This is a genomic window from Arthrobacter sp. efr-133-TYG-120, assembly GCF_030209785.1.
Taxonomy (GTDB): Bacteria; Actinomycetota; Actinomycetes; order Actinomycetales; family Micrococcaceae; genus Arthrobacter.
In genome coordinates this window covers 35435-47646 of the sequence record NZ_JARVRI010000017.1, presented here as the reverse complement: position 1 = coordinate 47646, position 12212 = coordinate 35435, and the positions used below count along the sequence as shown (strand labels likewise).

At 54.1% G+C, this 12212-nt stretch carries 10 protein-coding genes; 8 read left to right on the top strand and 2 right to left on the bottom strand.

Annotated features, from left to right (window positions below; all coding sequences use genetic code 11):
• Nucleotide 1: 1 nt before the first annotated feature.
• Together QRN51_RS11635 and QRN51_RS11630 are read right to left on the bottom strand one after the other, a co-directional pair.
• Nucleotides 2–1315, bottom strand: a complete 1314-nt coding sequence (locus QRN51_RS11635) for a UDP-glucose dehydrogenase family protein (RefSeq protein ID WP_284990003.1) — start codon at nucleotides 1313–1315, stop codon at nucleotides 2–4.
• Between the two features lie 54 nt (nucleotides 1316–1369).
• Nucleotides 1370–2818, bottom strand: a complete 1449-nt coding sequence (locus tag QRN51_RS11630) for a sugar transferase (RefSeq protein WP_502870860.1) — start codon at nucleotides 2816–2818, stop codon at nucleotides 1370–1372.
• A 494-nt stretch (nucleotides 2819–3312) separates the two neighbouring features.
• On the opposite strand from QRN51_RS11630, the gene QRN51_RS11625 reads away from it, so the two are divergent.
• The 8 genes from QRN51_RS11625 (at nucleotide 3313) to QRN51_RS11595 (ending at nucleotide 12110) form a co-directional block, all read left to right on the top strand.
• A complete protein-coding gene (locus QRN51_RS11625; protein ID WP_284990002.1) occupies nucleotides 3313–4434 on the top strand; it encodes a DUF1972 domain-containing protein in 1122 nt (373 codons plus the stop codon).
• Nucleotides 4435–4460: 26 nt separating this feature from the next.
• Nucleotides 4461–5423 carry an NAD-dependent epimerase/dehydratase family protein gene (locus QRN51_RS11620; RefSeq protein WP_284990001.1) on the top strand — a complete coding sequence of 321 codons (963 nt, stop codon included), beginning with the start codon at nucleotides 4461–4463 and terminating at the stop codon, nucleotides 5421–5423.
• Nucleotides 5423–5959, top strand: coding sequence for an acyltransferase (locus QRN51_RS23265; RefSeq protein ID WP_350224972.1), 537 nt, complete (start codon nucleotides 5423–5425; stop codon nucleotides 5957–5959). Before QRN51_RS11620 ends, QRN51_RS23265 begins: the two co-directional genes overlap by 1 nt.
• A 56-nt stretch (nucleotides 5960–6015) precedes the next feature.
• Nucleotides 6016–7434 (top strand): lipid II flippase MurJ, encoded by a 1419-nt coding sequence (locus QRN51_RS11615; protein WP_284990000.1) that lies wholly within the window; start codon nucleotides 6016–6018, stop codon nucleotides 7432–7434.
• A gap of 524 nt (nucleotides 7435–7958) precedes the next feature.
• Nucleotides 7959–8435 carry a hypothetical protein gene (locus tag QRN51_RS11610; RefSeq protein ID WP_350224971.1) on the top strand — a complete coding sequence of 159 codons (477 nt, stop codon included), beginning with the start codon at nucleotides 7959–7961 and terminating at the stop codon, nucleotides 8433–8435.
• Entirely contained in the window at nucleotides 8428–9585 is a 1158-nt protein-coding gene (locus tag QRN51_RS11605) for a glycosyltransferase family 4 protein (RefSeq protein ID WP_284989999.1), read from the top strand. Before QRN51_RS11610 ends, QRN51_RS11605 begins: the two co-directional genes overlap by 8 nt.
• Nucleotides 9557–10945 (top strand): O-antigen polymerase, encoded by a 1389-nt coding sequence (locus tag QRN51_RS11600; protein WP_284989998.1) that lies wholly within the window; start codon nucleotides 9557–9559, stop codon nucleotides 10943–10945. Before QRN51_RS11605 ends, QRN51_RS11600 begins: the two co-directional genes overlap by 29 nt.
• Nucleotides 10908–12110 carry a glycosyltransferase family 4 protein gene (locus QRN51_RS11595; RefSeq protein ID WP_284989997.1) on the top strand — a complete coding sequence of 401 codons (1203 nt, stop codon included), beginning with the start codon at nucleotides 10908–10910 and terminating at the stop codon, nucleotides 12108–12110. The genes QRN51_RS11600 and QRN51_RS11595 overlap by 38 nt, the downstream gene beginning before the upstream one ends.
• Nucleotides 12111–12212: the final 102 nt, after the last annotated feature.

Below are 12212 nucleotides of genomic sequence, written 5' to 3'. Positions count from 1 at the left end.
CCTAGGGCCTTCCGAGTCCACGGTACTGCCATCCGGCAGCACGCCATTTTGCGGCGTCCAGCACGTTTCGTCCGTCCAAGATCCGGAGACCGGCAACGCCGCTGCTCACTTCAAATGGGTCGAGTTCCTTGTATTGTTGCCATTCGGTGAGCAGGAGGAGTGTATCGGCTCCTGCGATCGCTGTATCCAAATCAGATTCGTACTGCAGTTCAGGGAATCGCTTGGCGGCGTTTTCCAGGGCTTTCGGGTCAGTTACCGTCACGACGGCACCTTGAAGCTGGAGTTGGGCGGCGATGCTCAGGGCCGGCGAGTCCCGGACATCGTCGCTCTCGGGTTTAAAAGCAGCACCGAGCACGGTGACGCGGTGACCGAGCAGGCTTCCACCGCAAAGCTCGCGGGTAAGTTCTACGACACGCGTGCGGCGTCGCATGTTGATCGAATCCACTTCTCGCAGGAAGGTCAGGGCCTGATCGGCGCCGAGTTCGCCGGCCCTGGCCATGAATGCCCGGATGTCCTTGGGGAGGCATCCACCACCAAAACCAATTCCGGCGTTAAGGAATTTTCGGCCGATCCTGTCATCCATGCCGATAGCGTCTGCCAAACTAGTGACGTCCGCGCCTGCTGCTTCGCAGACCTCCGCCATGGCATTGATGAACGAAATTTTGGTGGCGAGGAAGGAGTTGGCTGCTGCCTTGACGAGTTCGGCTGTCGGGTGGTCTGTGACCAATCTGGGGGTGCCATCTGCCAGCGGACCGGAGTAAACCTCGTCCAAAATGGTGACGGCGGGGTGGTCTTCCGAGCCTTCCTCGACGCCGTAGACCAGACGATCTGGGGAAAGAGTATCTTTGACGGCGTGCCCCTCGCGTAAGAACTCGGGATTCCAAACGAGGTGAGCGCTGGGTTGATATTCGGACAAGAGGTCAGCCAGACGGGAAGCGGTCCCCACCGGGACAGTGGACTTGCCGACCACAAGGTCGCCGGGTCTTATGTGCGGAAGGAGCGCCTCCATTGCGGCATCGACGTGGCGCAGATCGGCGCCATTTTCGCCCTTCTTCTGGGGTGTCCCCACACAAATGAAATGGACGATGCTCCCAGCAGTCTTCGACATGTCAGTGGTGAATGACAGCCTTCCCGTCCCCTGCACGTCGCTAAGGAGTTCGTCCAAACCGGGTTCGAAGAACGGGGCACGGGCTGCCGATAGGGCACTGATCTTTCGTTCGTCCACGTCGATTCCGACCACCTCGTGGCCAAGTTTGGCCATGCAAGCTGCGTGCACAGCCCCGAGATAGCCACAGCCAATAACTGAAATGCGCATTATGTTGCCTTCCCCCAGAGGGTCGTTTCTGCGTCACGGTCCAACACGGCCTAATTAGTAGGCGCCGTCGCCGCCCAAGACGGCACGGGCAGTGCGAAGTAAAATTATCAAGTCCCCGGCCAGAGACCAGTTTTCCACGTAGTAAAGATCCAACCGTACGGAGTCCTGCCAGGAGAGATCGGACCTTCCGCTTACCTGCCACAGCCCGGTCACTCCAGGCTTGACCAGAAGCCGTCGACGCGCATCCTGTTCGTAGGCCTCCACCTCGAGCGGTAAGGGCGGCCGCGGGCCCACCAAACTCATGGACCCGGAAACAACATTGAATAGCTGAGGGAGCTCATCCAGGCTGTATCTTCGCAAGAAGCGTCCAGTACGCGTAATGCGTGGATCGTTCTTGACTTTGAAGAGGATCCCGTTGCCGTCATTCCGGTGTGCCAGCTCAGCGAGCCGCGCTTCGGCATCGACAACCATGGAACGAAACTTGAGCATTTTGAATGGAGTGCCCTCAAACCCCACGCGTTCCTGCTTAAACAGGATCGGGCCGGGGCTATCGAGCTTCACCAGGAGGGCTAGGACCGCCAGCAGAGGCGAAAACACTACAACCAGCCCCGCGGAAACCACAATGTCGAACAGTCGTTTGGCGACACGCTGCCCGGCTTCGAGCGTAGGCGTTGTGACGTGAATAAGCGGGAGCCCAGCGACTTGCTGTGTGTGAATACGCGGTCCTGCTATATCAGTAAGGGCAGGGGCCATAATCAGCCCGACATTCCGTTCCGCTAATTCCCAACCGAGCTGGCGGAGGGTCCTTGGATGCAGAAGGACCCCCGCCGTCACGGCCACGGCGTCAGCTTCGCATCGCCCGATCGCGTCAAGTATTGCCTTCGTCTCCGACTCATGGCCAAGCACGGGCAGCCCGACACCTGTCAATTCGTGCGATTGCGATGAGTCGCCGGGCGTGTAAGCGGCAACGGGCATATAGCCGGCATGTTTCTCCCGCACTAGGGTCGCGGCAAGGTGAACGATCGCGCTCGGACTTCCTAGCAACATGAGCCGAGACATTCGTCGGCCCTTCTGGCGATGGACGCTCAGATGCTGGCGAAGTAACCATCGCGCAAGGAGGAGTCCAACAAGTCCGGCAGGTAAAGCGATTCCGACATACCCCCGGGCGGTTTCTACACGGAAGACGTAAGAGAAAATCGCAACGAAACCGAAAAGCCAGAGGGATGCTGCCGCCACGCGCTTGTACTCATCCGGCCCCGAGCCGAGGATTCGGCTTTGCCTTGTGCTCCACGCCCCCAGCATGAGCCACCATGTAATGGCGAGGAATATTGACAGCCAGAAGTAGCTGGAATCCTGACCCTTGATGCTGAATCCTGAATCCAGGCCGAACCGAATGCTGTATGCGCCAGCCACGGCCCAAACAATCACAAAGGCATCAACTACCCTCAAGGTACGAGACGTCCTTACTCGCCAATCAGAAACTGTCCCCACCAGCATCCCCATGTATGTAGTCGTTTTCAGTTTTTGGGAGTCCCCGGGCCTAGGATACAGCCGCCCGGGATGCCACCTCTAATGTTGCGAACCAGGGACAAAATTAATCTCAAACAGCGCCCAGACCCAAACCTGATCCCCCGCCCCGCCGGAGTCGCTTGATTGCCTCGATCTACGGAAGAAGGCGAATGGCTGCAAATTCTATCAGTGCCGTCGCACTGATCCGGGCAGTGCGGGTCGAGAATGTCAACGGTAAGCCAAGCCTCCCCAGGCTGACACACACTTCCCGCTCGGTTCCAGTCATGTCCTTCGGCGGGATAGCATCATCCGTGAGACCACGCCTCTCCATCTGGGAGCACTTGTCAGGGTCGGCGGCTCTACTCAGCCGCAACGGCGTAGCGGTGGACACTTACGGTTTGACTAAAGCGAGGCGGGGAAACGTTCCGGTGAGCACGTCGAAATCAACCTGAATTATCGATGAGCAAAGCAATAAAATTGGGGTGAGCATGACCAAATCGATAGCAATAATAGGTACTCGAGGCTATCCAAGTTACTACGGCGGCTTCGAAACTGCGGTTCGGAAGCTAGCACCTTTCCTCGCCGATTGCGACTGGACGGTTACCGTCTACGGCCGCCGTAAGGCGTCAAGGGAAGTTGCTGCGGAGGCAGATCCCAGAATCAGTCAAAAGATTACGTTTGGGATAGAGAATCGATCATTCAGCACCCTCTCGTTCGGCCTCACATCCGTTTTGCATGCGGTTCGCACAAAGCCAGATGTAGCGCTCGTTATGAATGTCGCTAACGGATTCTGGTTGCCTCTTCTGAAGCTCAGGGGAATTCCAACTCTCGTTAATGTTGATGGCATGGAGTGGGAGCGGGCGAAATGGGGACGTCTTGCCCGAACCGTCTTTCGTTTGGGAGCCAGGCTCACCGCAAAGTTTGCGGACGAACTGGTGGCGGATGCCAAAGAAATCCAACATCGGTGGAAAGTTCAATTCGGTAGGGAAAGTACATTTATTCCGTATGGCGGGGATGAGATATCGCCCCTCGAGCTTGGTGAAGAACTGCGATCTCGATCGTACGTGCTCGTCGTCGCAAGATTTGTTCCAGAGAATACGATTCATGAATTCTTCGAAGCCGCGGACCGGCTTGCCAAGGAGTATCCGGTTGTAGTGGTCGGTGCGTCGGGGTATGGTGGCGCACTTGATGAGAAGGCGGAGTTGTTGGATCGCAAGCATCCGAACTTCAATTGGCTCGGAAGAATTAGCGATGATGCGCGATTGTTTGCATTGTGGCAACATGCGGGAGCATATTTCCACGGCCACAGCGTCGGCGGCACCAATCCTGCCCTGGTTCAGGCAATGGCTACGGGCGCCCCGATCGTCGCCCTTGACACTGCGTTCAATCGCGAAGTTCTAGGCAACGATTCGATTTTTACATCTAATTCCCCGATGGATATTTACGACTCGATCGTGCGACTCATGGAGTCCGAATCACTTCAGGAAGCAACCTCTACCTCGAATATCGAGCGTGCGAGGAGTCTGTATTCATGGAGTTCAGTATTAGAGAAGTATCAAGATCGGTTACTTTGTTTGGTTGAGCGCAAAAAGAACAAGAACCGACCCTAGATAGAATAAAGACGGAGCGATACGACATGCGCGTTATGGTTACGGGATGTGCCGGTTTCATCGGAAGCCATTTAGTAAATCGACTGCTAGCTGACGGTCATCAGGTAACGGGGATTGATTCCTTCACCGATTACTACCCTCGCGAATTAAAAGAACGAAACAACGCTTGGAACATGGGGAAAGAATCGTTCCAGTTCATTGAGATGGACTTAGCGATACTCACGAAGGCTGAGTTGACTGGAGTTGACGCTATTATTCATTTAGCTGCCCAGCCCGGCGTTCGTGCATCTTGGGCGAAGTTTGACAACTATATCAATGAAAACTTGCTGTCCACGCATAAGTTGGCAACTGCGGCCGGGGAGGCTGGCGTTAAGAGATTTGTCTTCGCCAGCAGCTCATCGGTCTATGGTGACGCGCACGCCTACCCAACGCACGAAACTACCCCAACGATCCCAAGGAGTCCCTACGGGGTTACCAAACTCGCAGGGGAGAGTCTTCTTGATGCGCACGCCGCGAACTTCGGTCTCGAGGTGTTTGCCCTTCGTTTCTTCACGGTTTACGGCCCGGGTCAGCGGCCAGACATGGCTATTCAGCGATTGATTAGGTCTGCAATTGATGGCGGGGAGTTTCGACTTTATGGTGACGGACATCAGAGGCGGGACTTTACTTTCGTAGCCGATATCGTAGACGCTTGCGTTCGTGCGACATCTTCGATCTACCCTGACGGAACTGTTCGATTGAATATCGGGGGTTCTGGGGATATTTCTATGAACGAACTGATATCGCTGGTCGAATCGACGGTCGGCGGTCCGGTGAATTTGTCTCGACATCCAGCTCAACTCGGCGATGTTCTCCGTACTGGAGCCGATGGAAGCCGATCCTCTGAGATCCTGGGATGGAAACCCCGCGTACAAATCGAAGAAGGAGTGGCTCGTCAGGTGAAGTTCGAGCTTGAGCCTACTTACGGTACCTGGGGGTCAACGCATTGATGGTTAGTTTTAGCATTTCCTCTGAGCTTCGAGCGTTGCGACTTGCCTTTGGTCACTGCTTGGCTGCTGTCCTTCTTCCTCCGTACTCCACGAGACGGCTTCGGGCCTTGTGTTTCAAGTTGGGGGGCGCACGGGTCGCCCCAGGAGTTGAGATATGCGGGGGTACCCGTATGACCGGCAACACTGTGAGGATTGGAAAAGGGTGCTTCATCGGTGCAGGGGTTTTGATCGAGGCGAACACTTCTGCCGAAGTCTTCATTGGCACGAACGTGGCGATCGGTCCGGGGACAACGATTTTGACGAGCACTCACGAAATCGGCGACAGGGGTAAGCGTGCGGGATCACCTGTCGCTAGATCAGTGAGGATCGGTGACGGCGCATGGATCGGCGCTGGCGTGACTATCCTGCCAGGCATTAGCATCGGGAACGGTGCTGTTGTTGCGGCAGGGTCAGTGATCCACAAAGACGTCGCTGATTCATTCGTGGTGGGCGGTCAACCTACTCGAACTATTCGAGACCTCAGTAGCCACTCGTGACTGGCGTGGGTGTTAAGACAAGTTTGGAACGAACGGTGTCGGCCTCAAGGGCAGGCATGACGACGACGGTTTTGACCCTCCTAAATGTGATCTTGGGATTTGTCTTCCAGAGTGCAGTTGCGGCGACAATGGGTCTTTCCGGCGCGTCTGACAGCTTTCAACTGGCGTGGAGTATTGTCACGTTCGGAACGGTGCTTTTCTTTACGCTTGTACCAATATTACTGGTTCCACGACTTGAGAATCCGATAACGCGCGAGATTGGCCTCGGCGACTGGCCGAAATTCGTCATGCTGGGCACAGTATTGACGCTGGCCCAGCTTCTTATCGCAAACTACTGTGAGCCTGGCCTTGCAGATATTCTCCGATGGTCTGCTCCCAGCCATTTGTTTGCAGCTATGACGGCAATACCACTGGCCGTGGCCTACATAAGGAAACGCTTCGTGGTCGCCGGAATTGGTCCGGCAATCAATGGGGCGGCGCTCCTAGGTTCATTTATGCTGACCGGAACGACCCAACAGCCTTCTTCGATAGGCGCCTGTCTAACTATTGGCTACATGTGCCAGATGATCTTCGTCGGTGTATTTTCCATGAATCGAGGGGGTCCATTCGGGGTAGGATCCCATATTTCCATTCGCCTCTACGTGTTTCTTGTTGGTTTCACACTATTGTCAAAATTTCAGCCGCTATTGGAAAGATTCTTGTCCGTGGTTGGCCCAACGGGATCAACCGCGACATTGGGGTTTGGACAGAAACTCGCCCAGGGACTGTTGCTTTTCGCGGCGTTTGGTCTCGCCCTTACGGCCAACGCGACGCTCGCCCGCAAAGTGAAATCAGAGGATTTGGAAAGCGCTGCCGATCTCATGGCCAAAACAGTCGTCACCACGATCGTGTTCTCCGCGATAGTTCTATTGGTCGCTTTACCGTTGAAAGATCTCGTAATTCGTGTCCTCTTCGTACGAGGTGAATTCACTAGTTCGGATGCCGCAGATGTCGGCGATGTATTGTTGTGCCAACTACCCTGGGTGATCGCATGCGCAATTACCGGGGCACTCACATCATATTTGTATATTGAGCGTAGCTACGTGCGCGTCGCGACCGCCGCGGTGATCGGACTAGTTGTCACATTCATAGTCTCTCGTCTGCTTCAGCAAGCCTTCGAACTGACTGCCGTCCCAATAGCGAGCAGCGCCGGAGCGGTTGTCACTCTTTTTTGGATTATCTGGCTCGTTGCGCGGTCTCCCATTTGGCCCCATTTACGGCGTAAGCTTGGCGCGTATCGGACCCTACTGTATTTTTCGAGCTTCTCGGTTATTGTTTCTTTTGGCATTTCCGTAATTTCCCGCCTAACCGTAGGAAGCGACGTGGGTTTGACAAACGTACTATTGGGGTTCTTCTTCATAGTGTCTGTACTGTTTATTCGATTCTATAGGCCAATTTGGAAGCAATGTCGAGCAGCCACAGGCGGGAAACTGTGAAAATTAAGACCGTTGTTGCCCTAGTGCTTGGAACACGAGATGTTGCGAGTAGTCGAATTCGCGCCCACATTCCCTTGGACCATATCGAGCATTCTGGATACCGGGTCATAAGAATCATAAGTTCGTCAAGGTTCTGGCCGATCTATTTATTTCTTTCAACGCTGATTCGTAGGCCTGAAGTTTTGTTCTTTCAGAAAGTAATGCCTCCGCCGTGGTTTCTTCAGATTTCTCGTTCGCTGTGCGCCAGAATGGTTTTTGATCTGGATGACGCGATTTATCTTGGATATCCAGGTTCGTCCAATCGACAAGTGACTAAGGCCAGTTCGCGTGTACGACGAGGTCTTCGATATTTCGATCTTGTGCTGACTTCGAACGCGATGATACGGAATGACCTGGGATTGAGCTCGGATTCAAGGTGTGTCATTTTTCCCGGACCGAGCCCGCTTCTGCCCGAAACCGAGGAGGATCTAGCGTCTAAAGAGCGCGCGGTTCTTTGGCTCGGAAGTCCGTCAACAATTTCTAACGTGGAATCGATTCTTCCAGCAGTTGCTGCACTGCTCCCGGATCTAGAATTCTTAATCGTCGGCAGTCCGATCGACGTGGACTTGACTGGATCCATTCGAAGACAACAATGGACAGCTTCGGTTGAAGAACACGCATTGAGGCGGTGCTGGTCAGGATTGATGCCTCTGGAGGCCACGGTTTGGAACAAGCGGAAGGCCGGCTATAAGGTACTCGAATATCTGCGGCACGGGGTTATTCCCGTTGTTGAAGATTCTCAGATTATAAGGACTCTCCTAGGGGAAAGGACCGAGCAGCTTTGCGAACTCGTAAGGGGCGGCAGCGCCTCGGCCTGGGCCGAGGCTATTGAAAGATCGCTAACCCGATCCCCGGACGGTGCTTGGCTGGAAGCCCGAGAGGAGGTCTTCGCAACCTGGGACAGTGGAACTTTTGCAAGACTGATCCTCGATAAGAATTGCAGGGAAGGACTTCGTGAATAAGTCGGTTGTTATGGTGTGCTCCCAGTATCCGCCAATTTATGGGGGAGCAGGACAGCAGGCGAAGCTTCTGAGCCAGACTCTTGTTAGTCGCGGTTGGGAAGTGGCTGTAGTCACCCTAGATCAGAAGGGCGTCGGAAGCTCTCTCGGCCAGGGGCTCGGAGTGGTTCGGCTGCTTCGGGGTATCGCGGGGACGGGCAAGCTTCAAAGAGCACTGACCACCATCGCGCTGGGGTTGGGCGCGGCGTCGATAATTTTGAAGAGGCGCCCCACGGCAGTCCACGTTCACGGAGCATATTGGTGGAGTATTCCGGCTGTGCTTGCTGGTCGGCTTGTGTCGGCCACCACGGTTGTGAAGGTGACCCGAGACGGCGAGGATGATCCAGAGACCGTGTTGGGACGGAAGTTCCTACGGGCAGTCCCCTTGGGCTGGCTGTACGGGCTGTCGCTCAGGGCGTCGGATTACGTAGTTGTGCTCAGCACGGAAGCCTACGAAAAGGCGAAGGCGTTCGTTCCCGCGAAACGTCTCAGGTTGGTTCGAAATGGCGTTGACCTTCATGCTTTGGACCGGACCGAGGAACGACGGGAAAGCGCCCGAAAAAAATATGGCGTGGGTCCCGAGACGAAAGTTACTACATTTATCGGTTATCTGGTTGAGCACAAGGGCATTTTAGATCTCTTGTCGGCCTGGAAGCTTAGATCGAAAACCAGCAATAGCGAGTTATGGCTTGTTGGACCATATGAGGGTTTTTATCGCGAATTGACTTCGCGGGCCATAAGTGAAATAAGCGCCATGCAGGCCGTGGGATTCAAAATAAGATTGTTCGGGCACGTTGATCCGCAAGAAATGCCTTCAATCTACTGGGCGAGCGATGTCTTCACACTACCAAGCTACAGCGAAGGAATGCCGAACAGCCTGGCGGAAGCAATAGCTGCAGGATGCGTGGTTGTTGGAACAGCCATTCCGGGCATTACAGATATTGCCAGGCTTGCGCCTTCCGTGCTGATTGAACCCGGGGATGTTCATGCGCTGACGAAGGCCCTAGATTCAGCAGAGCTAATTGGGCACAGCAATTTCTCCGAGCATCGAGCAGGCCTCGGGATCGAAAATACTGCGAGTCTGATTGAAGAGTTATATGTTTCATCGACTTAATGTGAGATTTATCGGATCCCTGACTGCGATCGCTATTGCCTTGCTATTTCCGTTCGTATCTGGCGGCCCGAATGAAACATCTGTTAGCTTTGCGGTTCTAATTGCAATTTGCGGTTTCTGTCTGTTTCGCCTTCGTTCAACGGCTGGTCGGGGCTTAGAAGGATCGTCTGCGTTGGTCATTCTCCTCATAGCAGCTGTCTACGGCGTTGGGCTGGTTGATCGATCAGGCCCAGTATTTGGTATTAACCCAACGAGTCAAGACTATGAGCTAGTCGCTATCGGGCTCATAAGTCTTTTTGCCGGTTCGTTGATCGCCGCCAACCTTCGATTTAAGAGTGATTATACCCTCGAATCCAAGCCGAAATTCGGACAGGTACTGTTCAGAGGAGACCATAGGATAATTGTCATTTCGGGTTTGGCAATGACTGCCGCCGTGGTGAACTATGCAACTGGGGGAATTCCAGTATTGTCGAATGACGTGGACGGTAGTAGATTCACGGGCAACTACGGAGTCCTAGGTCGATTCTGGCCAATTATACTTCCAATTCTGCAGATAGTTGTGATTATAGCTTTTGCCCGACTTTGTGCAGGCCGCGGAAGCCGCAAGTGGTTCGTACTTGGTGGTCTGTCGCTCGTTTTTCTTTTTCTGAGTGGAGGGAGATCACTATTCATTGTCCCGCTTATTGCCATCGGACTGCTCAGCGTCGATTTCTTTAGACCGCGATTCAGGACAATTTTGTTGTTTGCGGCTGCTGGTTTTGGGGTTATTGGAGCTTTTGGTTATGCGCGAACACTTGGATCAAATGGCAGTCAAGCTAGCCTTGCGTATTTGGGTACCCGGGAGCAAGACTCCTGGTTCGGCGCTTTGGATATTTCACTTCAGACCGGACCTCGGGTAATGTCGGCGGCCCGAGAATCCATTCACGAAAGTTTCCTTTCCGGACAGTTCTTTTGGGCCGATCTACAGAATTTTCTCGGATTTCAGGTTATGCCGTCGGATCGACTTGTAACAGTTTTGCTCGATCGACAACCTGATCAGGTTGGCGGGTTGCCGCCCACTCTTTTTGGAGGGTTGTACCTGGATTGGGGTCTCGCGGGGGTCATAGTAGGCGCCGTTGCGATTGGGATACTTCTTGAAATATTTCGATCTCGCGGGTTGTTTAGATTGAATTTGGCCAATTTGGTGTGGGCTTATTATTTTTCGGCGTATATTCTGATGTCTGTTTATAGTTACGTCGGAGCGAAACCAAATCTTCTTTTCGCTGCCGTGATTTGTCTGTTCGGTTTTGATCGAGTGAAAGGGGACTTTGGTGAGAATACTAATGGTCTCGAAGTATCGGGAGTTTCACGGCGGCGTTGAGTCGCATATTCTAGATTTGATTGCGGGCCTTTCTGAACTTGGACATCGAGTGGAGTTGTTTAGTTCGGAGGATGTACCCGGTGATGGATTCGATGCTCGAGCGCGTGGTCTGGCGGCAAAAGTCCGATCGGTCGGTTCGCTATTCTGGAACTCAGCTGCGCGAGAGGCTCTTGCCGCTGCCATTGAGAAGTTTGAACCGGACTTGGTGCACTATCACTCCATCTACCACCAGTTGAGTCCATCCGTGCTTGATATTTCGTCGGTTCCTTCCATAATGACCCTGCATGACTACAAGTTGGTCGCTCCTTGCTACTCGCTATACCGCGATTCTCAGATCTGCACTGACTGCGTGGGACGAAAATTTGCGCTGCCAGCCGTTCTGAACCGTTGCGTCAAGGGGAGTGCAATTGCATCGGTGGTGTGTGCTGCGGAGCAAGTGATCTACAAGAGTAGGTACATAGATTCTGTAGATCAGTTTATAGTTCCGTCTAGCTTTCTGCGCCAGATGTTGGTCGAATCGGGCATTCCGGAAGAGCGGATGACCGTTGTCCCTTGGGGGGTCCCCGCCAATTCTCCCGAGACAGTCCTGGTGTCTGAATCTCCCGCTAACGGTTCGAAGTTTGTGCTGTATGCCGGCCGACTCCACGAGTCCAAAGGTTTGGGGCAGCTTTTGGATGCTTGGACCGGTTTGGTAACCAAAGAAGACTACAAACTGATTGTTGTCGGCGGAGGTTCTCTGGAACCGTCTGTTCGCGCGGCAGTGGCAAGTGACCCAAGTGTTGAGTACTTGGGAGTAATTGATAGAGGGCATTTGTTGGATCTAGTTTCGATGGCGGAAGCGACCGTGATGCCATCGATAGTTCCAGAGACCATGGGATTGTCTGCTCTCGAAAGCCTTGTGCGCGGGACTCCTGCTCTCTTGACTGGGCGAGGCGCGCTATCAGAGCTCTCCGGTGCTGGGACCGTAGACATTGATCCTGGTGCTTTGGTCGAGTCACTTGCGGAGGCGCTGTCCAGGATAGTTCGTGATCCGTCATTCTTGGCGGCCAAGCGAGCGGAGTTGGCAAAGCGTGATCTATCAATGTACACGCGGGATGCGATGGTAGGTCGGATAGTCGATATCTATAAGTCGACCCTCCTTGCCTCCTCGGGATCTCATCGGTAGGGGTATGACCGTGGGCGTCGTGGTGGGGGCGGAGCTCGGTGAGGTCTTGCTGCAGAGTACGGATCTGCAACGCTCAGATAGGGGAACACGTGAACAACGCGT